Annotated in this window: 22 protein-coding genes; 11 read left to right on the top strand and 11 right to left on the bottom strand. The window is 50.7% G+C overall.

Annotated features, from left to right (window positions below; genetic code table 11):
* The first annotated feature begins 318 nt into the window (after window positions 1–318).
* The 5 genes from speF to ACO0U8_RS06830 all read left to right on the top strand — a co-directional run bounded on the left by speF (window position 319) and on the right by ACO0U8_RS06830 (window position 7,899).
* Window positions 319–2,481, top strand: coding sequence for an ornithine decarboxylase SpeF (gene speF / locus ACO0U8_RS06850; protein ID WP_136377455.1), 2,163 nt, complete (start codon window positions 319–321; stop codon window positions 2,479–2,481).
* A gap of 603 nt (window positions 2,482–3,084) precedes the next feature.
* A complete protein-coding gene (locus ACO0U8_RS06845) occupies window positions 3,085–4,233 on the top strand; it encodes a polysaccharide export protein (RefSeq protein ID WP_136374744.1) in 1,149 nt (382 codons plus the stop codon).
* Window positions 4,221–4,676 carry a protein tyrosine phosphatase gene (locus ACO0U8_RS06840; protein WP_421670509.1) on the top strand — a complete coding sequence of 152 codons (456 nt, stop codon included), beginning with the start codon at window positions 4,221–4,223 and terminating at the stop codon, window positions 4,674–4,676. The genes ACO0U8_RS06845 and ACO0U8_RS06840 overlap by 13 nt, the downstream gene beginning before the upstream one ends.
* Before the next feature lie 19 nt (window positions 4,677–4,695).
* Window positions 4,696–6,834 carry a polysaccharide biosynthesis tyrosine autokinase gene (locus tag ACO0U8_RS06835; RefSeq protein WP_421670508.1) on the top strand — a complete coding sequence of 713 codons (2,139 nt, stop codon included), beginning with the start codon at window positions 4,696–4,698 and terminating at the stop codon, window positions 6,832–6,834.
* A gap of 12 nt (window positions 6,835–6,846) precedes the next feature.
* Entirely contained in the window at window positions 6,847–7,899 is a 1,053-nt protein-coding gene (locus ACO0U8_RS06830) for a hypothetical protein (protein ID WP_421670507.1), read from the top strand.
* Here ACO0U8_RS06830 and ACO0U8_RS06825 read toward each other — a convergent pair.
* Entirely contained in the window at window positions 7,885–9,102 is a 1,218-nt protein-coding gene (locus tag ACO0U8_RS06825) for an oligosaccharide flippase family protein (RefSeq protein ID WP_421670506.1), read from the bottom strand. The two genes, ACO0U8_RS06830 and ACO0U8_RS06825, sit on opposite strands and share 15 nt — an antisense overlap.
* A 232-nt stretch (window positions 9,103–9,334) precedes the next feature.
* Here ACO0U8_RS06825 and ACO0U8_RS06820 point away from each other — a divergent pair, with 232 nt between their 5' ends.
* Together ACO0U8_RS06820 and ACO0U8_RS06815 are read left to right on the top strand one after the other, a co-directional pair.
* Window positions 9,335–10,564 carry an asparagine synthase-related protein gene (locus tag ACO0U8_RS06820; RefSeq protein ID WP_421670505.1) on the top strand — a complete coding sequence of 410 codons (1,230 nt, stop codon included), beginning with the start codon at window positions 9,335–9,337 and terminating at the stop codon, window positions 10,562–10,564.
* A gap of 22 nt (window positions 10,565–10,586) precedes the next feature.
* On the top strand, window positions 10,587–11,744 hold the full coding sequence (locus tag ACO0U8_RS06815) for a glycosyltransferase family 4 protein (protein ID WP_183848714.1): 1,158 nt from the start codon (window positions 10,587–10,589) through the stop codon (window positions 11,742–11,744).
* 51 nt (window positions 11,745–11,795) lie between these two features.
* On the opposite strand, the gene mltC is transcribed toward ACO0U8_RS06815, so the two are convergent.
* The 3 genes from mltC to mutY form a co-directional block, all read right to left on the bottom strand.
* The gene (gene mltC, locus ACO0U8_RS06810) at window positions 11,796–12,875 is read right to left on the bottom strand and encodes a membrane-bound lytic murein transglycosylase MltC (RefSeq protein WP_056773294.1); all 1,080 of its coding nucleotides are present in this window, start codon (window positions 12,873–12,875) and stop codon (window positions 11,796–11,798) included.
* A gap of 74 nt (window positions 12,876–12,949) precedes the next feature.
* Window positions 12,950–13,222 carry an oxidative damage protection protein gene (locus ACO0U8_RS06805; RefSeq protein ID WP_056773291.1) on the bottom strand — a complete coding sequence of 91 codons (273 nt, stop codon included), beginning with the start codon at window positions 13,220–13,222 and terminating at the stop codon, window positions 12,950–12,952.
* Window positions 13,219–14,313 (bottom strand): A/G-specific adenine glycosylase, encoded by a 1,095-nt coding sequence (gene mutY, locus ACO0U8_RS06800; RefSeq protein ID WP_421670683.1) that lies wholly within the window; start codon window positions 14,311–14,313, stop codon window positions 13,219–13,221. Before mutY ends, ACO0U8_RS06805 begins: the two co-directional genes overlap by 4 nt.
* Window positions 14,314–14,535: 222 nt before the next feature.
* On the opposite strand from mutY, the gene trmB reads away from it, so the two are divergent.
* The 4 genes from trmB to ACO0U8_RS06780 all read left to right on the top strand — a co-directional run bounded on the left by trmB (window position 14,536) and on the right by ACO0U8_RS06780 (window position 17,337).
* A complete protein-coding gene (gene trmB / locus ACO0U8_RS06795) occupies window positions 14,536–15,255 on the top strand; it encodes a tRNA (guanosine(46)-N7)-methyltransferase TrmB (RefSeq protein ID WP_390974409.1) in 720 nt (239 codons plus the stop codon).
* Window positions 15,255–15,581, top strand: a complete 327-nt coding sequence (locus tag ACO0U8_RS06790; RefSeq protein WP_056773283.1) for a YggL family protein — start codon at window positions 15,255–15,257, stop codon at window positions 15,579–15,581. The genes trmB and ACO0U8_RS06790 overlap by 1 nt, the downstream gene beginning before the upstream one ends.
* Before the next feature lie 74 nt (window positions 15,582–15,655).
* Window positions 15,656–16,582 (top strand): glutaminase B, encoded by a 927-nt coding sequence (gene glsB, locus ACO0U8_RS06785; RefSeq protein WP_421670504.1) that lies wholly within the window; start codon window positions 15,656–15,658, stop codon window positions 16,580–16,582.
* A 23-nt stretch (window positions 16,583–16,605) separates the two neighbouring features.
* The gene (locus tag ACO0U8_RS06780) at window positions 16,606–17,337 is read left to right on the top strand and encodes a DUF2884 domain-containing protein (protein ID WP_056773277.1); all 732 of its coding nucleotides are present in this window, start codon (window positions 16,606–16,608) and stop codon (window positions 17,335–17,337) included.
* Window positions 17,338–17,465: 128 nt separating this feature from the next.
* Here ACO0U8_RS06780 and ACO0U8_RS06775 read toward each other — a convergent pair whose 3' ends face one another.
* From ACO0U8_RS06775 to proC, 7 genes are all read right to left on the bottom strand, one after another.
* Window positions 17,466–18,410, bottom strand: coding sequence for a transporter (locus tag ACO0U8_RS06775; protein WP_421670503.1), 945 nt, complete (start codon window positions 18,408–18,410; stop codon window positions 17,466–17,468).
* 21 nt (window positions 18,411–18,431) lie between these two features.
* The gene (locus tag ACO0U8_RS06770; RefSeq protein ID WP_421670502.1) at window positions 18,432–20,387 is read right to left on the bottom strand and encodes an alkyl/aryl-sulfatase; all 1,956 of its coding nucleotides are present in this window, start codon (window positions 20,385–20,387) and stop codon (window positions 18,432–18,434) included.
* Between the two features lie 493 nt (window positions 20,388–20,880).
* On the bottom strand, window positions 20,881–22,017 hold the full coding sequence (gene hemW / locus ACO0U8_RS06765) for a radical SAM family heme chaperone HemW (RefSeq protein WP_421670501.1): 1,137 nt from the start codon (window positions 22,015–22,017) through the stop codon (window positions 20,881–20,883).
* Window positions 22,010–22,618 (bottom strand): XTP/dITP diphosphatase, encoded by a 609-nt coding sequence (locus ACO0U8_RS06760; RefSeq protein ID WP_122096080.1) that lies wholly within the window; start codon window positions 22,616–22,618, stop codon window positions 22,010–22,012. Before ACO0U8_RS06760 ends, hemW begins: the two co-directional genes overlap by 8 nt.
* A gap of 21 nt (window positions 22,619–22,639) precedes the next feature.
* Window positions 22,640–22,945 carry a DUF167 family protein YggU gene (gene yggU / locus ACO0U8_RS06755; RefSeq protein WP_056773258.1) on the bottom strand — a complete coding sequence of 102 codons (306 nt, stop codon included), beginning with the start codon at window positions 22,943–22,945 and terminating at the stop codon, window positions 22,640–22,642.
* Window positions 22,942–23,526, bottom strand: coding sequence for a YggT family protein (locus ACO0U8_RS06750; RefSeq protein ID WP_122096078.1), 585 nt, complete (start codon window positions 23,524–23,526; stop codon window positions 22,942–22,944). Before ACO0U8_RS06750 ends, yggU begins: the two co-directional genes overlap by 4 nt.
* Before the next feature lie 21 nt (window positions 23,527–23,547).
* Window positions 23,548–24,369, bottom strand: a complete 822-nt coding sequence (proC, locus tag ACO0U8_RS06745) for a pyrroline-5-carboxylate reductase (protein ID WP_217205044.1) — start codon at window positions 24,367–24,369, stop codon at window positions 23,548–23,550.
* Between the last annotated feature and the right edge of the window lie 25 nt (window positions 24,370–24,394).

Here is a 24,394-nt window from a genome sequence, read left to right as displayed (position 1 = left end):
TGCTGTCAACGCCACGATGTCAGTTTTCCTCCTTTTGCAGATCCTTTCATGCGGTAAGCCTACCCTTTGCTCGCTGTCAGGCATGATTAAAAACAGAGAATGACACCCGCCACTCCTCTGATTTTACTGTTGTCTGTCAGACGCGGCTGAGCATGAAACGCGAACTGTCTCCCCATTGCCCTCACGGCAACGTTCCGTCTCACTCAGGCCAGCGTCAATTGCCGGGCTGGACTCTGCGCATTTTCTCTTATGACGTAAGCACCAGCTCATTGCCGTGCCATGTGGCACACCCTCTTACTTAACCGTTTGAGAGTCTGAATGAAACTTTTAAAACTTGCAGCAAGCACCTCCGTTTCCCCTTACCTCCAGACCGCGCGTCTGGTGGCTGACCTGCGTCGCGCCGATTTTGCCGACGTCGCGGCGATCATTATTTCTGTCGGGGATCTGAACCACGGCAGGCTGGCGGAGATCGAAAGCCTGGGGTTTGGCATCCCCGCGTTTGTTGCCGTGCAGGGAACTGAGCAGGTTTCACCTGAGTTTTTACCGGCGCTGAAAGGCGTAATTACCCTGTCTGATGCGAATCAGGCGTTTTATGCTGCGCAGATTGAATCTGCCGCGCAGGCTTATGAAGAAGCGCTGTTCCCGCCGTTTTTCGATACGCTGAAAAAGTATGTCGAAATGGAGAACGCCACCTTTGCCTGTCCGGGGCATCAGGGCGGGGAATTTTTCCGTCGCCATCCGGCGGGGCGTCAGTTCTACGATTTTTATGGCCCGAACATTTTCCGCTCTGATATGTGTAATGCGGACGTCAAACTGGGCGATTTGCTGATCCATGAAGGATCAGCGAAAGATGCGCAAAAATATGCCGCCAAAGTGTTTAACGCGGACAAAACCTATTTCGTGCTCAACGGCACCTCGGCGGCCAACAAAGTGGTCACCAACGCCTTGCTGACCCGTGGCGATCTGGTGCTTTTCGATCGCAATAACCATAAATCCAACCATCATGGCGCGCTGTTACAGGCAGGCGCGACGCCGGTGTATCTGGAAACGGCGCGTAACCCGTTCGGCTTTATCGGCGGAATCGATGCCGCCTGTTTCGATGAAACCTATCTGCGTCAGCAAATCACGCGGGTGGCGCCAGAACGTGCCGGCGAAAAACGTCCGTTCCGTCTGGCCATCATTCAGCTCGGCACCTACGACGGCACGGTCTACAACGCGCGTCAGGTGGTCGATAAAATTGGCCATCTGTGTGATTACATCCTGTTTGACTCCGCATGGGTCGGTTACGAGCAGTTTATTCCGATGATGAAAGAGTGCTCGCCGCTGCTGCTGGAACTGAACGAAAACGATCCGGGCATCATCGTCACCCAGTCGGTGCATAAGCAGCAGGCCGGGTTCTCGCAGACGTCGCAAATCCACAAAAAAGACAATCACATCAAAGGCCAGAAACGTCATTGCAGCCATAAAAAGCTCAATAACGCCTTTATGATGCACGCTTCCACCAGCCCGTTTTATCCGCTGTTTGCCGCGCTGGACGTCAATGCGCGCATTCACGCCGGTGGCAGTGGTAAACACATGTGGATGGAGTGTGTGAAACTCGGCATCGAAACCCGCAAGATGTTGCTCGAACAGTGCACGATGATTTTGCCGTTCGTGCCGCCGGTAGTAGACGGCGTGGCATGGCAGAACCATGACACGCAGCAAATGGCCAATGATGTGCGTTTCTTTGACTTTGTGCCGGGCGAGCGCTGGCATGCTTTTGAAGGTTATGCAGAGAAGCAGTATTTCGTCGATCCGTGCAAGCTGCTGCTGACCACGCCGGGTATCGATGCGACCACCGGTAAATACACCGGGTTCGGGATCCCGGCGACCATTCTGGCGAACTATCTGCGCGAAAACGGCATCGTGCCCGAGAAGTGCGATCTCAATTCCATTCTGTTCCTGCTGACCCCGGCGGAAACCCCGGCCAAAATGCAGCTGCTGGTTGAGGAGATCGCCCGCTTTGAGCAGTACATCGAAGAAGATGCGCCCCTGAGCGAAGTGTTGCCGACGGTTTACCGTAAAAATGAAGACCGCTACCGCAACTACACCATCCGCCAGCTGTGTCAGGAAATGCATAATCTGTACGTCAGTTTTGATGTGAAAGAGCTGCAAAAAGAGATGTTCCGCGAGAAGAGTTTCCCGCCCGTGGTGATGAATGCGCAGGACGCGCACAACGAGTTTATCCGCGACAATATCGAGCTGGTGCCGATTGGCGAAGCCGAAGGCCGCATCGCCGCTGAGGGTGCGTTACCTTATCCGCCGGGTGTGCTGTGTGTGGTGCCCGGCGAACTGTGGGGCGGAGCGGTGCAACGTTACTTTATGGCGCTGGAAGAGGGCATCAACCTGCTGCCAGGTTTCTCACCGGAATTACAGGGTGTGTATATTGAGAAAAAACCGGTCGGCTGGAAGCGTGTGATGGGGTATGTGATTGCGGAGTAATTAACCAGGTGCCCGGATAATAAATTATTTTTTTATTCGGGCATGACTTTTAAGACTTTTAGATCATTATCTAAATAGAATTCTTATTTATATATTCTGGTGCAATGTTGAATAAATTTGTGAACCTCCTCACGTATCCTGCTTATTAACTCCTCTTTTTATAAGATTAAATGACATGAACTCATCACAAAACAGCCAATGTTACTCCTTTCGATAACGATTTATTTTCATTTGTCATGATAAGTTTTAAATATTAAGGCGTGCTTCATCCGCGATGAATTTTCGAGGAGTTGCTTTCGTGAGATTTTTAATATAGCTTAATTGAAATGTAAGTGATTGAACTTAAGGTTTGTTTTTGTCTTTTTGACAGAGGCTCATCAAGTCATTTCTGCCATTACAGTATCTAAAGTGTTTATCAACAATCATTCCTTTGTATAGGTTTTCGGTTGGTCAGGCTTATTGTCTTTGCCTGTCCCAAAGGCGTAAAAAGAATTCTTGAGTGTCATTTTATTCGCCATTATTAATGCCATGGTTTTTATTTATGACTCTGTAAGAATTAAATCAAAAGTAAAGGGTGTCCTTTTCGATAAATAAGTCAGGTTGATGGAAATAATAAAATATAAAATTTCTTCTGCGCTGCTGTCGGCTGCGCTATTACTTTCTGGCTGCCAGTGGGCTCCCGGAAGTCATTTAACGACGTCAGGAAAACATATTATTAACGACCCGGAATATGGCGCGGAAATTAATGCATTGGTGGATGTCTATCCCATTACGCCGCAGTTGATTGACCGTCAGCGCGCAATACCCGTTGTCGCGAAAGCGAATCCGCAACTCGATCACGCTGTACAACATTATCAGTACCTGATCGGTGTCGGTGATGTCCTGAATATCACGCTCTGGGAGCACCCTGAACTGACTCAGCCAGACGGGCAACTGCGTAACAGTGGCGGCAGCGGAAACGCAGTCCACGCTGACGGCACAATATTCTATCCCTACGTGGGCAACGTGGTGGTGAAAGGTAAAACGGCCGCTGAAGTGCGAACGTTGATGAGCCGGCGGCTGGCAACGTTCATTACCTCCCCGCAGGTGGATGTCAGCGTGGCGGAGTACCGTTCGCAAAAAGTCTTTGTGACCGGTGCCGTGGCGCAGAGTGGCAATGTTTCGATTACCAATGTGCCGTTGACCGTGATGGATGCCATCAATCAGGCGGGCGGGATCAGCGAAAATGCGGACTGGAACCATGTGGTATTAACCCGCAACGGAAAAGAGTTGCCACTTTCGCTGGCCGGATTGCTGCAAGACGGTGACCTGACCCAAAACACTCTGCTGACCTCGGGCGATATTCTCTACATCCCGCGTAATGACGACTTAAAAGTGTTTGTGATGGGCGAAGTGAAAAAGCAGGCGACCCTGAAGATGGATCGCAGTGGCATGTCGCTGACGGAAGCGCTGGGCAATGCCGAAGGCCTGGATCAGATAAGCAGTGATGCCAGCGGGATATTTGTTATCCGTTCGCTGCGGGGTAAGAAGCCCGAAAACGCCAAAATAGCGAGTATTTATCAGCTGAACGCAAAAGATGCCACGGCGCTGATTTTGGGCACCGAATTCCGTTTGCAGCCCTATGACATCGTCTATGTCACCACCGCGCCGGTGACCCGCTGGAATCGCGTGATCAGTCAGCTGGTACCCACTATCGCAGGTGTTCACAACATGACGGAATCGGCGCGCTGGACACAAAATTGGGCAGACTGAGTTGTCATCGCATCCTGGTGGTTTGCGTGGGCAATATTTGTCGTTCGCCGCTGGGGGAGCGCTTGTTGCGCCAGTATTTACCTGGCCACGACATCCGGTCTGCCGGGCTGATGGCGCTCAGCGGGCATGACATTGACCGGGATGCCGCCCTTGTTGCTGCGCGTTACGGGATTGATACCGGGGGGCACTGCGCCCGGCAGCTGGATGCGGCGTTATGCCGTCGTCAGGACTTAATTCTGGTGATGGAAAAACATCACATCGCCATGCTGGCACGCATTGTCCCGGAGGCTGAAGGGAAAACCATGCTTTTTAACTACTGGGATTCACAACAAGATATTACCGATCCTTTCAACCGCAGCCTTGCGGTGCATGAACAAATCGCTCAGCAACTCATCACTTCTGCGCAAGGTTGGGGCCGGGCCTTAGACATAAATGACAAATAGAAAAGAAACAGGATCCAGAATGCAGAAGTTGCAGGGTGTCGTAAAGCCGATCAGGGCGGAAGATTATCTGGTCGATGTCCGTTATCTGTGGGGCGTGTTGCTCGACAGTAAAGTGCTGATTGTCGTTTTGACCGCAGCGGGTATCGTGCTGGCATTGATGTGGGGCATCATCTCGCCCCCGGTTTTTCAGGCAGAGGCATTGATCCAGCTTGAAAAAGAAGGCACGGAGAATATTTTCAGTAAGTTGTATGGCCTTCAGCCTGATGACACTTCGTCGGCCAGTACGGAAATAGTGCTGATAAAATCACGTTCAGTCCTGGGTAAATCGGTGGAGGATATGGGGCTCGACATCGAGATCGAGCAAGAGAAATTCCTTAATCTTGCCAAAGCCGGTGCCCGGTTACTGGGGCAAAAAAACGTTCAGGTCACGGTTCCTGTTTTTAACGTACCCGAGGAAAGGTTGGATCAGTCTTTCTCCCTGACGATTCTGGATGAGGGCCGGTTCAGTCTGGCAGGCGACAATGTCGCGATGCATGGCCGGTTCGGGGAAGCCCTGAATGCAGAGGGTATGACGATTGTCGTCAGTCAGAGTGATGCCTCGCCGGGTACCCGTTTCACGCTGACCAAAATCAATCCGTTTAAGGCAATAAAGAACCTCGAGAAAAACCTGAATGTGGTCGAATCGTCGAAGGATACCGGCATGCTGCGGCTCTCGCTGCTGGGCGAAGATCCCAAAACTATCCGGCGGATATTAAGTTCGATCAGTGATAACTATGTGCATAAAAGTATTGATAAAAAATCTGAATCAGCTCGTAAAAGCCTGACGTTTGTTCAGCATCAACTGCCGCTCATCAAAGCTCAGCTGGAAAAAGCAGAATCCCGGCTGAACCTTTTTCGCAAAGAGAGGGGTTCGATCGATTTACCGATGGAAGCCCGCACGATTCTGGATTCCGGTGTGGAAATCGATTCTCAGCTCAGTGCGCTGAAAGTGGAGCAGTCCGACCTCTCAAAACGCTATACCCCGGCACACCCGGCCTTCCGGGCCCTGCTTGAGAAGAAGCAGGCACTGGAAAAAGCCAAAGCCGCGCTGGGCAATAAAATCAGCGCCATGCCGGAAACGCAGCAAAATGTGTTTCGCCTGACCCGCGATGTCCAGTCGGCGCAGGACATTTACATGTTGCTGCTCAATAAACAGCAGGAGCTGAATATTGACACGGTCAGCACGGTAGGGAATGTCCATATTGTTGATGCCGCAGAGGTTTTACCTCAGCCGATCTACCCTAAAAACCGCCAGCTGGTGCTGACGGGAGCGGTGCTCGGCCTGGTGCTTTCCATCGCGCTGGTCTTTATTCGCAATGTTTTCAGGCGCGGGATCAGCGGCTCGGATCAACTCCGGCAAATGGGGTTCAGCGTTTTCAGCAGCATCCCTTATTCGAAAAAGCAGCAAGGTGAACGCAGTGGCGTCAATGAGCCCTTACTGGCCATTTCCGCGCCGGACGACAGCGCCATTGAAGCCATCCGCAGCCTGCGCACCAGCCTGTATTTCCAGCTTAAACAGGCTGAAAATAAAATTCTGATGCTGGCCGGTGCCACCAGCCATATTGGTAAAAGCTTTATCAGCAGTAATCTGGCCGTTGTGTTTGCGCAGTCTGATTTGCGGGTTTTGCTGGTGGATGCCGATATGCGACGCGGCTATCTGCACAACATCTTCAATGTGGGTTATGCGCCCGGATTGTCTGAGTTGTTGTCGTCAGGTTTGGCCTTCGGGCAGGCCATTCATCACACCCGCGTGAGCAATCTGGATGTGATGACGCGGGGAACGGCGCCATCAAATCCTTCAGAATTGCTGCTGACGCCGCGTTTTCCGGCTTTTTGCCAGTGGGCAAGCGAGCATTACGATGTGGTGATTTTCGATACGCCACCGGTGATGGCAGTGGGCGATGCCATGATCATTGCTAATTACTCCGGCGTGAACCTGATGGTGGCGCGTTTTGAAGTCACCACGCCAGATGAACTGGATATTTCCCTGACACAATTCGCCCAGGAAGGGTATGAGGTCAATGGCGTGGTGCTTAACGCCACGCACCGTCGTGCCGCGCAGTTCTTCCGACACGGGCATTATGAGAATTACCAGTACGCCATGAATAAGAAAAGCTGAGCCGGGAAAGATATGTACACATCCAGACAGCAACTCAGCGGAATTTGCCTGATAAAAATTGCCTACGCGTTCTTCGCCGTACTGGTTTTTGCGCGGTTCACTTCGCTTGGCGATACCGGTGATTACCTGAATGGCGAATATCTGGAGCGGAATAATCTGGCCAGTACCGCTTACCTGATGTCACTTATCGGCGCTGCATTGGGGAATATCGGCAGTTATGTTTTTTCTCTGATTTTATCGGTGTGGGGAATGGTGTATCTGCTGGAGAAGGCGGAGTTTTCATCGGGAAATATCCGGCTGGTTTTTGTGCTGATGATGCTGCCTTCATTTGGCGTCTGGACGTCAATTCTGTCAAAAGAAGTGTTTGTGCTGTTTTCGTTCTGCCTGTGTACCGGCGGGCTGATTGATCTTCTCAGTCAGCGAAGGGTGTTTTTCTCGCTGTTTCAGTTGCTGGGTCTGGCGTTGCTGACCTTTATGAAACCGCATTATTCGGTGTGTATTTATCTTTCAGCGCTGGCTATCACAATTTTTCGGATGGGGTTCAGAAGGGAGATTCTTCTGGCGCTGTTAACCATAGCATTGCTGTGCACCGTGGCGGTGGCGATTCACTACGTGGATCTGATTTATGAGTACACCCAGATCATTCCGTTACATTTTTCTGCCAACAGCAGCAGCACCCGCACCAATGATTTTTGGCTGAACGAGTATGACTTTTTTACCTATTTACCCGCGGGATTGCCGGTGTCGTTTATCGGGCCGACGTTGTTTGAAGCTCTGGCCGCGCCGAAGATGCTGCCGTTCTTTCTCGAAGGTATTTTTTTGGCGGGTTTTGTGGTGTTCCAGTGCGCGAGAGCGGCATTTCATCGCGGTTATATCAATGTGCTGAGTCTGACGCTGGTTTTCACCTTTACCTTCGCCCTGCTGATAGCACATTACCCGTTCGGTTTATTTAATCCGGGATCGGCGGTGCGTTATCGCTCAGGTTTTATCTTTCCTATGTGCTTGTTTATTTTATATATAGCGGAAGAAAATCGCCGGTTATTAGACACTTCACCGGCGGGATAGACGCCGGTGAGTCAGCGCGTAACACATGACGAAAAGCATTCTGGCAAAAACAAACATGGCGATCGCGCCGGTGACAGAAAAGAGATAAATCAGCACATAGCCGGTCACGGCAGAAACCAGTGAGACGAACAGAGAGATGTTGCGGAACTCGCGGTCAAGGTGACGGGGAAGAAAATAGCCATAGGAATACGCGGTCAGCATGCCGTTGAATAAAATTCCCGCGCTGAGAAGTTTGAGATAACCCGTGACGTCCGGGTAACCGGAGCCGAGAAAAAGCGTGACGCAACGATCGCCGAACAAAAAGATCACCAGTACCGGCAGCGCTGAAAGCAACACATTGAGCTGCAGCAGGCGGCCAAAAGTGCCTTTGCCTTTTGCAATGATCGGGTAAGCGGCTTTAGAGAGCATAAGTTGCACCGAACCGGCAATGGCCACCAGACGCATCGCGATACTGAAACCGGCAAAAACGGCGGGGCTGACCAGCGATCCGATGATCAGTAGCGGAATATTGCTGTAGAGGTTTGGCGCAAAGTCACCGATAAAGCTGTCCCGGCCTGCACAGAGGCGTGACCACAAACCGGTGAACTCTACATTTTCTCTGAGGCCGGGTTGGGTACGACGACATCTGACGGCGTAAAGCCCGGTAAGCAAATAAGCCAGGGCATTGATGAAGACGGCCAGCAGCATGTCCGCCGGGGAGCGGACCCACAGCAAAAGCGCGACAATGTGTACCAGGCGGGAGAGAAGGGTCGCCACTGCCAGTGCGCTGAGCTGGGAAATACCCTGATGAAACCAGCTGGCTGTCAGGTAATGGCCGGAAACCACAATCAGATAATAGGTGGCAATGACCGGCAGTGAAATGCCCGGAATAACGCAGGCGGTATATGCCGTGAAAATCAGGCAAGAAAATAAGCCAGCGACAAACCGTACAGCCTGATATTGCGCGTAGAGACGCGGCAACTGCCGGGGATCCTTGTTTTTCGCCACGTCACGCACACCGGTTATTTGGGTGCTGTAGTCAGTCATAATGGTGGCGAAGAGAGAAGCGGATATAAAAATAAAATAGTAACCGTAGTGCTCCGGCCCCAGTACACGGGAAAGAAAGGGAATGGTGACTAATGTCACCAGTAAATTAAGTACATTTATTGAGGTGAGGTTGAGCAGATTTTTTGCCACCTCGTTAAGCCGAAGAGTTTTTTTCATCCTGAATGCCTTAAAGCTCACGTTCCATTTTGACGGGGATTTTATCTGGTTGTTTCACCGGTGGACAGTTAAATGATTTTGAATAAGGACATCTATGCTATTAAAAATAAGTATTGGTGAGATATTGCAAGGCAGTGTGCTTAAAACTCTGGGACTGCGTTATGACAACAACGTGATTTATAATGAGCACATCAGGACGCGACGTTTTATTACGCGTTGTAATGATCATGTTGTGATATCTGATAATCTCAGTGAAATAAATGCTGATTCAGACCTGGAAATTAATGCTGATGCGCAAGATTTCTATCTGCGTTATGGGTTTATTGCACCGCCTTTTACGCTGTATAAAAACGTTTATTTGCTGGCGCCTTATATTGGCGTGGTGATGTCCGATCCGCTGACATTTAAGACGCTTTATCCTGTCCGCCACTCTTTCGACAATGAAAATGCGCAGCATCAGGTTGAGACAGGGCCGCAACTTCTGGCGGATCTGCAACATTCGCTCGCGCAAAATGAATCTGATTATCAGGTCTTATTTAGCGGCGGGCTGGATTCCTCGCTGTTACTGGGTATTTCTAATCAGCTGAATAAAACCCGCTGTGCCATCCATTGTTTTATGGCGTCTATGCCGCAAGAAACAACCAAAGCGAAAAAAATGTGTGCAGACACGGCGACAGTATTTAAACACGTTTCGATCGAAAGCGATCTGAGTGACGTCGCCGGTGATTTTATTCGTCTGACCCTTGAACCTGTTGCCGACAAAATTGCACTGGTGATCCCGGCGCTGGTCACGGCGGCAAAAGCCGAAACCGGCCTTGCGGTCCTTGACGGGCAGGGGGCTGATTCCCTGTTCTGCGGGCTTCCGCACGATAAGTTGTACGATCTCTATCGCCGCCGGGGAGTCCGGGCGCTGTCGACATTCGGCACGTTTTTGCCCGTATGGAAAAATAAGAGCAGTCATCTGGGCAGAAAAATCTACCGGGCCACGAAAGTGTTGAAATGTCTGGCCGCCCCCACGCCTGCGGCGATGTTAATTCAGTCATTAGCAGAAGATACCGCGATAATATTGCCGGCGGATAATGAAGTTATACAATATCTGGAGAGTGAACTCGCTGAACTCAGTAAAAATCTTGACGATTTCCATCTCGTGATTCGCTACCTTTTTATGTTCAGAATATTACCCGCCAGAGAAATGCAGAAATATTTACTGGCAGAGTCTCTGAATTATGCCTTTAAATTACCCTTCCTCGAGAAAACGATGGTGGATAAGTATTTTTATCTGGATGCGTCGTGCAGCATTAAACAAGGTATTTATAAATACCCGATAACCTGTCTGGCAAAGACATTCTGGCCTGGTTTTTTAAACAGCAGCAGAACCAGCCCCTTTCAGGTGGAATTTACCACCGAGAAACTGACAGTAAAACAATTCTCCCTGAATTCTATTTTGAAGAAAACACAGTAATCATTGAAAACAAGGAATGTTTATGAAGAAAATCCCGGCTAAACGTATCGCTATTACCGCCAATAGCAGTTGGTATCTTTACAACTTCAGAAAGAACACCATTAAGGCGATGCTTGAACAAGGTTACGACGTCATCGCATTAGCACCTGAAGACGGCTATTCCGGTGTGCTTTCCTCGCTGGGATGCAAATTTATCCCTTTATCCATCGATTCGGGAGGAATAAATCCATTCAAGGATTCGTTGACGATAATGTCAATTTTCTTCATTTTTCTCAGGATGAAGTGTGATCTTGTTTTGAATTTCACCCCGAAAAATAATATCTATTTTTCTCTGGTGGCGTGGCTGTTTCGTAAACCGGTGATAAATAATGTCGCAGGTCTTGGAAATGTTTTCATCAATGGCGGGGCGGTCTGTGTTATTTGCCGTTTGCTGTATAAATTCAGTCAGCGTAGTGCGGCCAGAATATTCTTTCAGAATGAAGACGACCGTACCCTGTTTCTGACGGAAATTATTCCTGGCTATTCGCGAACCGAACGCCTTCCGGGATCGGGGGTTGATCTGGCCCGCTTTGAAATGATGCCCGCGGCTGATGACGGCGTGGTGCGTTTTATCCTGATTGCGCGGATGCTCTATTCAAAGGGCGTGGAACATTATGTCGATGCAGCCCGCAGACTGAAAAGAATTTACGGCGACCGGTGTGAATTCCGTTTGCTGGGTTTTCTCGATGGCAATAATCCGGCGGCGGTGAAAACCGAGAGAATGACGTCGTGGATTGCCGAGGGCATGATTCATTATTTGGGTATTTCCGACAACGTCGAAAATGAGCTGAGACAGATTGACTGCGTGGTCCTGCCCTCGTTTTATCGTGAGGGGGTTCCGAAATCTTTGCTGGAAGCGGGGGCGGCCGGAAAACCGATTATTACCACAGATAATATCGGATGCCGCGAAACGGTGGACGAAGGGGTTAACGGGTATCTGTGCACACCGCAAAGTACGGACAGCCTGGTCGCCTGCATGGAAAAAATGATTAATCTTACCCATGCCGAGCGGCTCGATATGGGGGCGAAGAGCAGGCAGAAAATGGTGCGTGAGTTTGACGAGCACATCATTATCAGCCGTTATCTGAACGCAATAAATGAAGCGCTTTCGCCAAAGACTGAAAAGTGTTCGTTAAGCTAAAAAAAACGGAGACTCAAAGAATCTCCGTTTTCATGCTTCATGCGCTGAATTTTAATCAATACGACGATAACCGCGTTGCGTGTTGTTCACTTTGTAGAGATAACGGCGTGATTCCGCAGACGGGTGTTTGGTGGTCAGTGTGTCGTACACATCACCGGCTGACATATTGTTGATGATGTTAAAGGCCTGCGTTTTATCCCGGGAGAAGACGCGTAACACGCTGCCGGCTCCGCCGTTGTAGGCGGTGATCACCGCATAGCGGCGTGCCGTCGGGTCGTTAATGTTACTCAGATACACCTTCTGCAATATCGCCAGATAAGCAGTACCGGTATTGATATTATTTTGCGGATCAAACAGATAGCTGCGGCTAGGCTTGCCCCATTTTCCTTCGGACTTAAACACATCCACGCCCGCAGTGTGCTGCACAACCTGCATCAGCCCGAGCGCATCGGCATGGCTCACCGCATACGGGTTAAAGGCGGATTCGGTTTGCATGATCGCCAGAATCAGCGACTGATCGACGCCGTATTTGGCCGAAGCTTCGCGGATCATTGGCAGGTATTTATGCGCACGCTGATTCAGGTGGTTCGGCACCATCTGGATGGTGACGGAATAGATGACGTGCAGGCCGGACTGGCGGCGCATCAGTTTGTTTTGAATCAGATAATCGGCAAAGCTGGCGGCACGGCCTTCCCAGCGGATCGGTTTACCGGTGTTGTCGAGCACCTGCCCGTAGAGCATCGGTTCACGGCTGATTTCAATGTCGTTGACATCGGAATAGAGGTCGACGTTGCCCGGATCTTCACCCACAAGTAAGGTGCTGATGATCGCCTGACGCAGGCTGGCAGCCGGATCGGTGCCGGAAATCGTTTCAAGGGTGATGGTACCCGCATCAAAGTTGATGTGGCTGCGGGTGTAATACTGATCGCTATACTTCACGTAGTCTTTCGGACCGGCGATCAGCACTTCATTCATGCCCCAGATGTTCTCGATATTGTGCGCAAACTGGCCCATCAAAATATCGAATCCATTGGTGTCTTTTACGTAAGCTTCGTTGAACTGGTCTTTCTTACTGCCGGAGCAGGAGATCAGCATTGGCGCGATAACCAGCAAAGCTAAAATTTTCTTCATCTTGAAACCATTTCTGGTGAAAGAAGCCGCCACCCGAAAGCGACGGCTTTATTGTTATTGATGATGCTCAGTGATCAGTTTGAAGGCGGCGTATAGCCTTCAATGTGCACATCCTGGCCCTCAAACAGGAAATTCACCATTTCCTGTTCCAGCAGTTTGCGGTCTTCCGGATTCATCATGCTGAGTTTTTTCTCATTGATCAGCATGGTCTGTTTGCTCATCCAGCGTGACCAGGCTTCTTTCGAAATCTCGTTATAAATGCGTTTACCAATCTCACCAGGGTACAGCTGGAAATCCTGCCCTTCGGCATCCTGCTTCAGGAAAGTGCAAAAAATGGTTCTGCTCATACTGATTCCTTATTGATCGTTTTTGGGGACGGTTCTTTTGCCAGCTGAGTCAGCAAACGCTCAACCGGCGCGGCCAGCCCGACGAATTGTGGTTGCGCTAAGTTATACCAGAGACCCGCACCTTCATCCATGCAACCCGCAGATGTTCGCAGATTTAACCACATCGGGACGATATCCAGATGGAAATGGCTGAACGTGTGGCGAAAAGAGGTTTGCTGCTGCAACTGATTTTGCGTCACGCCGTATTTTTTCAGCCCCTGCGTCAGTTCTTCTTCCGTGGAAAATTGCGGGAAGCAGAACAAGCCGCCCCACAGGCCAACGGGCGGACGTTGCTCCAGCCAGACTTTGTCTTCCTGCTGAATCATCAGCATAAACGCGGTTCTTTCCGGCAGGGTTTTCTTGGGTTTTTTGCCGGGATATTTGGCCCAGCTGTTGTGCGCATAGGCTTCGCAGCCCGATTTCACCGGGCACAACTCGCATTTCGGTTTGCTGCGCGTGCAGACCATCGCCCCGAGATCCATCATCGCCTGATTAAACTGGGCAACGTTTTTAGCCGGTGTGACGTCTTCACTTATCGCCCACAACCGGTTCTCGGTTTTCTTCTCGCCCGGCCAGCCGTCCACGGCATAGCAACGGGCCAGCACGCGCTTCACATTACCGTCTAAAATGGGATAGTGCTGATTCAGTGCCAGCGACAACACTGCTCCTGCCGTTGAGCGGCCAATGCCGGGCAGGGCGAGGATCGCGTCAAAGGTCGTCGGGAACACGCCGCCGTGCTGGCTGGCGATGGTCTGCGCGGCCTTATGTAAGTTGCGCGCACGGGCGTAATACCCGAGGCCGGTCCACAGATGCAGCACTTCATCCAGCGGCGCGGCCGCGAGATCGGAAACCGTCGGGAAACGCTGCATAAAGCGTTCAAAATAAGGGATCACCGTCGCAACCTGGGTTTGTTGCAACATCACTTCTGAAAGCCAGACTTTGTAAGGCGTTTTTTCGATTTGCCACGGCAGTGTTTTGCGGCCATAGCGCTGATACCAGTCGAGTACCAGGGGCGAGAAACGGTTGGCTTCCAGGAAACCAGGGGCTTTCATCATGGGTGAATTACAGTCCGGCAGGGTTAAAAGACGGGGCTGATCACATCACAGTTGCCGAGTGGCTGTAAACCGGAACTTTCCGGACTGTATTGACGTATTTCCTGTCCGCAAACCTTGCTTATCGGGAGTAAGTTTGGATAATGCGCCATTCTTCATAGTTAATGACCAAATTACCGCAGCGACCGAATACCCTGTCTTGCCTAACGGAGTGGAAACACCATGAAAAACGACGTCATTTCACCGGAGTTCGACGAGAACGGTCGCGCTATGCGCCGTATCCGTAGTTTTGTCCGCCGTCAGGGCCGTCTGACCAAAGGTCAGCAACACGCGCTGGACAACTTCTGGCCGGTGATGGGCGTGGAATATCAGGCAGAACCGCTGGACATCGATACCCTGTTTGGCCGCGCAGCGCCCGTTGTGCTGGAAATCGGTTTTGGCATGGGCACGTCGCTGGTGACCATGGCGCAGAACAACCCGCAGCAGAACTTTATCGGCATTGAAGTGCACTCGCCGGGCGTCGGTGCCTGCCTGGCTACCGCGCACGAAGAGGGCGTCAGCAACCTGCGCGTGATGTGTCACGATGCGGTGGAAGTGCTGGAAAAAATGATCCCGGATGGCTCGCTCGACATGGTGCAGCTATTCTTTCCTGACCCGTGGCACAAAGCGCGTCATAATAAGCGCCGGATTGTCCAGCCAGCATTCGTTGAACTGCTGCGCAGTAAACTGAAAGTGGGCGGCGTATTCCACATGGCAACCGACTGGGAGCCGTATGCCGAACACATGCTTGAGGTGATGACCAGCTTAGAAAACTGGAAAAACCTCTCGCAGGAAAACAACTATGTACCGCGCCCGGAATCGCGCCCGGTCACCAAGTTCGAAATGCGTGGCCAGCGTTTAGGCCACGGCGTATGGGATCTGATGTTTGAGAGGAAGCAATAATGGCTACAAATCGCAGTCGTCGTTTACGTAAGAAGTTACACATTGCCGAGTTCCAGGAACTGGGCTTCTCTGTAAAATGGCGTTTCCCGGAAGGTACCGCGGTAGAAACCATCGACGAATCACTGGATCAATTTATTGAAGGTGTGATCGAGCCAAACAAACTGGCCTTCGATGGCAGTGGTTATCTGCAGTGGGAAGGTCTGGTTTGCCGTCAGGACATCGGTCATTGCACTGATGAACACCGCGCGCAAATCAAAAAATGGTTAGAAGACCATAAAATGGAAGACGTGGAAGTTTCAGAGTTATTCGATATCTGGTGGGATTGATTCTGCCGGTCAGATGAATTCTGAATCTTTGAAAGGTGCCTTCCGGCACCTTTGTTACATCTGGAGGCAGGACGTTGGGCACCGAACTTGATAACAGTTTGCTGGACGATATTCTTCAGCAGGTCAGGCCGCTTATTGGCCGTGGCAAAGTCGCCGACTATATTCCTGCGCTGGCAGAAGTCAGCTCCGATCATTTAGGGATCGCCGTGTGTACCACGAAAGGAGAAATCTTTCGTGCCGGTGATGCCAATACCCGATTCTCTATTCAGTCGATCTCCAAAGTGCTCAGCCTCACGCTGGCGCTGACCCGTTATCAGGAAAGTGAAATCTGGCAGCGTGTCGGTAAAGAACCTTCCGGTCAGCCCTTCAATTCGCTGGTGCAGCTGGAGCTGGAGCAGGGTAAACCGCGCAATCCGTTCATCAATCCGGGCGCGCTGGTTGTCTGCGATATGCTGCAAACCCGCCTGACTGCGCCCAAGCAAAGAATGCTGGAAGTGGTGCGTCAGCTGGCCGGATCGGCAGATCTCAACTACGATCGGCACGTTGCACGTTCAGAATTCGATCATTCTGATCGCAACGCGGCGATTGCGTACCTGATGAAGTCTTTCGGCAATTTCGAGAATGACGTCATCACGGTGTTGCATACCTATTTTCATTACTGCGCGTTGCGTATGAGCTGTGAAGAACTGGCGCGAACCTTTGTGTATCTGGCGAACAAGGGCCATCCGCTGGGCAGCGAACAGCCGCTGATTGATGCCCGTCAGGCGCGGCAGATTAACGCCATGATGGTGACCAGCGGCATGTACGACGGTGCCGGTGAATTTGCCTATCGCGTAGGCATGCCGGGAAAATCCGGTGTTGGCGGCGGCATTCTGGCCGTGGTGCCCGGAGAGATGTGCATTGCGGTGTGGTCACCGGAACTTGACGCGGCAGGGAACTCTTTGGCCGGTATTGCTGCCTTAGAATTACTGGCGCAACGTATTGGCCGTTCAATTTTTTGAATTTGCTGTTTTAGGGAGAGTACATGTTTGTAAAAAGTGGAGTGGTAAAAACCGGACTTGCTGCCTTGCTGGCGCTGAGTGCGTGGAGCGCGCAGGCGGATTATGAATGCGCCGTCCAGCCAAAAGATGACGTGATCATCAAGCCGCAAACCGTGCAGGTTGTGGGTAACAGCGGCGATTTGCTGATCACACCTAACGGCAATGTGACACTCAACGGCAAAGAGATCACCCTGAGCGCAAAACAGCGTCAGGAAGCCATTGATTATCAGGCCTCACTGCGTCGCGATCTGCCCTGGATCGATCAGGGTGCCACTGCGCATCTGGAAAAAGGCCGTGTGGCCGTTGACCGCGTGATCGTCGATAAACTGGGCAGCAGCAGCAACGTGCGCAACCGTCTGGTCACCCTCGACAAGCAGCTGAAGCAGCAGATGAATCTGATTATCGAACACCGCACCGATGGTCTGACGTTCCATCACAAAGCGGTTGATCAGGTGAAGCAGAATGGTCAGAAGCTGATGGAACAAACCATGGGCGGCGTCATGCAGGACAGCATCAATGAAATGGGCCTGAAACAGGCGGCCAGCGGCGGCAATCCGTTGCAGGCAATGATGGGCAATCTGGGCGGTCTGCAACAGGCGGTTCAGGATGAGTGGAGCAAACAGGAAAAAGAGTTCAAAGCCTTTGGCGATGATGTCTGTAAACGTGTGACTGCGCTCGACACTCAGCACAAAACATTGCTGGCGGATTTGAAGTAAGCTCTGACAATCATCGCCTTTTCGGATCCCCGGAGAGGCGATTGAGAGTGCAATCATTGATACATCGGGATCATATGATAAGAAAGGGAGCTAAGCTCCCTTTGTGAGTAAACAGCAATTACTCTGTATTACCAGGCATATTGCATTCTGAACATCCAGGTTGAAATATCAGGTGAGCCGGACTCCTCGTGAGTGGTATCTGTATAAGCGACAGCCCCGCCAAATTGTGGCGTTAACATAAATCCCAGCGAAGCCCCCAGAACAACGTTCTGTTGCTTATTATCTTGCAGACTGCCATCAATACGCGTCTCGCCTCCTTGACTGAAGGTACTGTCCAGCGATACCCACAACGCCGGATTGAACGTAAAGCTGAAATGTCCTTCGGCAGCATAAAGTGGTCTTTGTGCCAGATGATGGCTACCGAGATAGTCATCATTGTCCTGATAGAATGTCACCATCGGGTTAACTTCAACCCAGAAAGGGCCGACAGGGTAACCGAAAGCTAATTCCGGTTTTATCACCCAACGGTTTCCCCCGATATTGAGCGCTTTCGTTTTATCGTAATCCCCGGTGGGCGCAGTGACCCATATCGCCGAGGTCAAAAACATCTCCGGTGTCCAGAGCCGGAAATCCTGAGAATTAAGCGCGGGTGCGCCAAACAGGTTATAGATCAGCGCGAGTTGTGAATCGCCCATCCCCTGATTCGTATGCGTATCATCCAGCACAGGCGAACCATCCAGTGATGCCCGCAGGTGCGCGACGGGCTGAATCAACTGAATACCTGCAGTGTGCCCGCCGAGATCAAAAGACCGTGCATAACGTATGATATAAAGATCGGCATCCACTGACGCATTATCGACAGGCAGGGAAGAGTCGAGAGATGTATTACTGTTTATGTTCTCGTAGTAACCGAATAAAATATTAATATCATCAGGAACGTTCTGCCAGTCACGGGCGTTATCCGCGTAACTGCTGCAAGGTAAGACAATAGAGAAAATTAAAAAAATCCCTTTGATATTTAACTGCCACTTATATCGCATTTTTATTCCCCTCTGTGCGATGAAATTAACCATAAAAATTTATTTCACAGAGAGTTATGGCGTAACAATATTGAACATTCCCGGAAACACATCCAGCATATCCTGAAGTTCTTTGATTTTTTCCGGGTCACCGGAAATTTTCATTGCTGAACTGGCCATCACATTTTTCAGTGGCTCACCCTGCATGAATAACCGTGAAAAACTCATTTTATCTGCCATTAATACAGCGTCCGCAGGTGCCGTCGATTTATTCATGTTATAGATGATCACTGAGTTTCTCAGTTCTATGCTATATTCAGTACCATTTGGCAGTTTCCAGTTTATATGTATGTTTTTATTGAGTGCTTTATCCGTGTTCAGGCGAACACCCATATAATCTAAAATAAGTTCAGGATCCATTGCCTCCACCATATCTACGCTGGCCGTACTGATCGGAGGATTATTGGGAATGCCATGACGCAATTCATAGGCCCCCATCAGATATTCATTTCTCCATGTTGCATTTTCTGACTGATAACCCAACTGCTCGAAAGCATCTGCCTGCAGGTCACGTGCGGTTTGATTTTTCGGATCGGCAAAGACCACGTGTTTTAAAACTTCAGCAGCCCAGCGATATTCTCCGGCGGCGATCGACTTTTTGGCGTGGGTCAGTACCTGATTTTCTCCGCCCATGAATTCGACATATTTTTTCGCTACTTCAACGGGAGGTAAAGGATTGAGGTCAGCCGGATTACTGTCATACCACCCCATATATCGCTGGTACACAGCCTTAGAATTGTGGCTGACTGAGCCATAGTAACCCCGGTTATACCATTCCTGTGACAAGCCGGATGGCAGGGTCAGCGTCTCAGCAATTTCATTCATCGTCAGACCTTTATTCACCAGATTGAGCGTCCGGTCATGAATGAATTTAAACAGATCCCGCTGATCAGACAGGTATTTTATGATGTTCTGATTTCCCCAGGTCGGCCACTGGTGTTGAGCAATGACGATCTCAACGTCAGTCCTGTGTTCATTAATGGCAAAATTCAGAACCTTCCACCAGGCACTTGCATCCCGTACCTGCGCCCCGCGTAACGTGTAGAGATTATGCAAGGTATGGGTGGCATCTTCGGCGGTATCCAGCATCTTGAATTGCGGGAACCAGATGAGCATTTCCGTGGGCGCCTCGGTATCTTCGGCCATCTGGAATTGCATCTTAATCCCGCCAATGTCCCGCGTTTCCCCGGTTTTACTGACGGTGTCGGTGGGAGGGATCAGCGTAAATGTTCCAATTGACGTGGTTTTTCCTAAACCGGCATCAACCTGACCGTGCGCACTGCGCGGTAACATCACCCCATATTGATACAGCGTTCTTCTGCTCATGGCATTTCCCGCCAGGACATTCTCACTGACGGCTTCTTTCATGAATCCTTCCGGGGCAATAATACTGACTTTACCCGCCGCGAGATCTTTTTCATCCACCACACCACGTACGCCGCCATAATGATCCGCGTGGCTGTGCGTATAAATGACCGCGATGACGGGTTTAAAAGGACGGTGTGCGTAGTAGAGTTTTAATCCGGCACGGGCAACCTCGGTGGTGACCAGAGGATCAATGATAATAATGCCTTTTTCAGCCTCAATAATGGTCATATCCGAAAGATCAAATCCTCTGATCTGATATACGAAGTCGGTAACTTTAAATAAACCGTTGAGTAAGTTTAATTTAGCAATACGCCACAGGCTGGGGTTAACCGTGTCAGGTGCATCACCTTTAATAAAACCATAGTTTTCCATATTCCACGATATTCCTCCCGCAGAATCTTTAATCACTGTTGGCGTCAGTGTTGCTATAAAACCTTTACTGGCATTTTGAAAATCCGTCTGGTCAGAAAAAGGTAAGCCCTTATAGACTGCCTGATTTAAGGCTTTGGTATATGAGCTGGCATCCTTTGGTAATTCAACAGAAAAGACAGAGTAACTGCTCATTGTCAGCGCCAGTGCCAGCGCAGTTTTTGATATTTTCATTTGATTCCTTAACAAAAGTGATAATTGCATTTATTGCGGCACTTAAATTAATTGAAGCTGTTTTATTTGTTAAGGATCTAAAACATCTAACAACATTAGCTGACTACTAATGCCGATTATAATAATAACAATTGAAATTAGTACCAAGCACATTTGTTATTTATATTAGTAAATTGGCGGTAATTTTTAACAAAGATGAATTTCATGAGGTTAATATTTAAATATTGAATTGTTTATTTTCACACTGTTTCACTGAGTGCCCGTCAGGTGGCAGTTCTTCTAAATAAAAGAGTGAAAATATCAGGGAAAGGAAAATTTCAATATAAACAGAAGGTGGTGACAAAATGATTCGTAGTGTATGGAAGTATTAATGAAATGTGCCCCTTATCAGCTGACAGAGGCTTATTTTTGTTTGTACCTGAACATAAAAAAAGGTGAAGTCAGATCAGTGACTTCACCTTTTTTAATGTTAATCATAAATATTCGGAATCAATTACCCGGCCAAAAACAGCTCAAGCAGCGAATTCAGGAACAGTTTGCCTTTGCGGGTGATCTGCCAGTGCGTATCGGTTTCCACCAGATATTCTTTGGCCATCGCTTCGTCCAGCTGCGCGCGGATCACCGATTCATCAAGTCCGGTATAAAACCCAAATTCTTCACGCGGAGCGGCTTCCAGCAGGCGAAAACGGTTCATGAAAAATTCAAACGGCAAATCGTCGGTTTCGACCTGATGCTGTTTGTCCATGTAACGCCCCCGCATGTAACCGCGCGGGTGTTTCGTTTTCACGGTTCGCAGGATTTGCCCGTCAGGCTGCGTCAGTTTGCCGTGCGCGCCACAACCGATGCCGAGGTAATCCCCGAAACGCCAGTAGTTGAGGTTGTGCTGGCACTGATAGCCCGGTTTGGCATACGCCGAGGTTTCATACTGCTGATAACCGGCTGTGGTGAGCAGCTTGTCGCCTTGCTCGAAAATGTCCCACAGCGCGTCGTCATCCGGCAGTTTTGGCGGACGCGAGGCGTACAGGGTGTTGGGCTCGATTGTCAGCTGATACCACGACAAATGCGGTGGATTGAGCGCGATGGCCTGGCGTAAATCATCCAGCGCCTCTTCCAGGGTCTGATCCGGCAAGCCGTGCATCAGATCCAGATTGAAACTGCGCAGGTTCAGGCCGGTGGCGAGATGCGCCGCGCGCCGCGCTTCTTCCGGGCCATGAATGCGCCCCAGACGCTCCAGCTTGAGGGCATCGAAACTTTGCACACCAATCGAGATACGGTTCACCCCGGCGCGCTGATACGCGCTGAAACGGTCTGCTTCAACGGTACCAGGGTTGGCTTCCATGGTGATTTCGGCATCGGCATCGAGGGGTAAACGCGCCCGCACGCCGTCGAGCAGGTTTTGCATCGCTTCGCTGCTCAGCAGGCTTGGTGTTCCGCCGCCGATAAAAATTGTCCCTACGCTGCGATCGCCCACCAGAGGCAGATCCGCATCCAGATCGGCCAGCAGATGTGCGACATAATCGTCGTGCGGCACTTCGCCCTTTAACGCGTGCGAGTTGAAATCGCAGTAAGGGCACTTTTGCACGCACCACGGGATATGAATGTAGAGACTCAGCGGCGGTAACTTACGCATTCTTTTGGACAGCCTCTTTCATCGCGGCAAGCAGCAGTTTCAGCGCCTGACCACGGTGAGATACCGCGCTCTTTTCTTCGCGCGTCAGTTCCGCTGCGGTTTTGCCCAGCTCAGGAACGTAGAAAATCGGATCATAACCAAAACCGCCCGCGCCTGCTTCGGCAAAAGTAATCTCACCAGCCCAACTGCCGTGGCACACCAGCGGCGTGGGGTCTTCTGCGTGGCGCATGTAAACCAGTACGCAGTGGAACTGCGCATTGCGCTGGCCCTGCGGCACGTCTTTGAGCGCTACTAACAGCTTATCGAGGTTTTGCTGATCGCTGGCATCGATTCCTGCGTAGCGGGCGGAGTAAATCCCCGGCGCGCCTCCCAGAAAATCCACGGCCAGACCGGAGTCATCGGCAATCGCCGGTAAACCGGTTTCGGCTGCGGCGTGACGGGCTTTCAGGATGGCGTTCTCAATGAACGTCAGACCGGTTTCTTCTGCCGATTCAACACCGAGTTCAGTTTGCGCGACCACGTCCAGCCCGAAATCGGCCAGAAGATGTGCGAGCTCACGCACTTTACCGGCGTTGCCGGTAGCTAATACGACTTTCTGCATGGGAGAGTCCTGACGTAAACGTTATTCTGCGAGCAGTACCGCGACCTCAGTCGGGATATTTTGCGGATGGATAATGCGGACTTGTTTATGGCGGCCCAGCTCGCCCTTTTCAATACTGACCTGACTTTTGGCGACTTTAAACTGTTTGGCGAGAAATTTCACCAGGTGCGTATTCGCCTGACCATCAACCGGCGGTGCGGTGATGGCGACTTTAAGTTCGTCGCCATGCAAACCGACCAGGCTGTCACGGCTGGCTTTGGGCTGGATAACCAGCCGCAAAACCAGGTCGTCTGACTGCCAGTAAACCGGGGAGAGGCCTGATGTCATTGAGCGAGCAGGGCATTCGAGGTGAAGAAATCCTGCGTCCAAAGCCCGCCGAGCAGATCCATACCGAGATAGTTCAGCATGTAGAGAATCAAAATCACAATCATCGCTGAAAAATCAATCCCGCCCATGGCCGGCAAAACGCGGCGGATGGGTGCCATCAGGGGTTCAGTAAGCTGCATCAGCAGAAAATCCATTGGTCCGCGCCCCTGGCTTACCCAACTCATCAGTGAGCGGATAATAATCAACCAGAAGACCAATAACCCGGCAGCCTTCACCAGGCTAATCAGACCCACAAGTAACATGATGGGTTCTAACGGGAAAACCCCGTACTTGATCAGGAAAAATAACGGTAATTTCAGCGTGGTAATGATGAAAGCCAGCAACAAGCTCGCGCTGTCAATTGGCCCAAGCGGTGGAAGAATCCGACGCAATGGCCGGATGACCGGTTGTGTAATCTTCACCACAAACTGAGAAAACGGATTATAAAAATCAGTACGAGCCCACTGCATCCAGATGCGCAGCAGTAAAACCATGACGTAGAGGTCAATCAATGTGTTGACCAGGAAAGTCAGCGTTAACATGCGTTACCTTTGATATGTAAATTAAAACAGTTTTTCCATTTCCTGCGCGCGGGTAATGGCGGCCTGCATGGCCACGGAGACAATCTCCGGTAATTTGCGATCGTTGAAAACTTTCAGTGCTTCAAAGGTGGTGCCGCCTTTGGAGGTCACATTCTCACGCAGTTGTGACAATGGCGTGTCCGGGCTGGCAGCCACTAACGCGGTCGCGCCGCTGGCGGCCTGTTCAACCAGCATCCGTGCGGCATCTGCGCTGAAACCTAAACGCTGCGCTTCAGCCTGCATTGCTTCCATAAACAGGAAGAAATAGGCCGGGGCGCTGCCTGCGGCGGCAATAATGTGGTTGATACCTTCTTCGGTATCGACCCAGCAGATTTTGCCGACCGCGGTCATCAGTTCACCGCTGTAATCGCGGTCTGCCTGTGAAACCTGTTCCGGTGCGTAAAGCCCGCTCATGCCTTTCCCGACAAGGGATGGCGTGTTCGGCATGATGCGCACAATGTTCAGATCCTCTCCCAGCAACTCACAAAAACGAGCGACGCTGACGCCTGCGGCAATCGACAGTACCAGTTTGCCGCTAAAATCCACGTCTTTTTGCAGTGCTTTACACACGTCAGCCATCATTTGTGGTTTGACTGAGAGCACAATGACATCCGCTTCTTTGGCGCAGCCACTGTTATCGCTGCTGCTCTTCACGCCGTACTTTTCAGCCAGCGCATCGCGATGTGTGGTCGACGGGGCACAGACGCTGATAAGCGTCGCCGGATAACCACTTTCGACCAGACCCGAAATGATCGCACCAGCCATGTTACCTGCGCCGATGAAACAGAGTTTACGGTGTTGCATAAGTGCTCCTCGTTTTATGGGGACT

Source organism: Rahnella sp. EDr1-12 (genome assembly GCF_049206505.1).
In the GTDB taxonomy this organism is placed as follows: Bacteria; Pseudomonadota; Gammaproteobacteria; order Enterobacterales; family Enterobacteriaceae; genus Rahnella; species Rahnella rivi.
The sequence above is the reverse complement of the archived record's forward strand: the minus strand, read 5'-3'. Positions and strand labels throughout refer to the sequence as shown.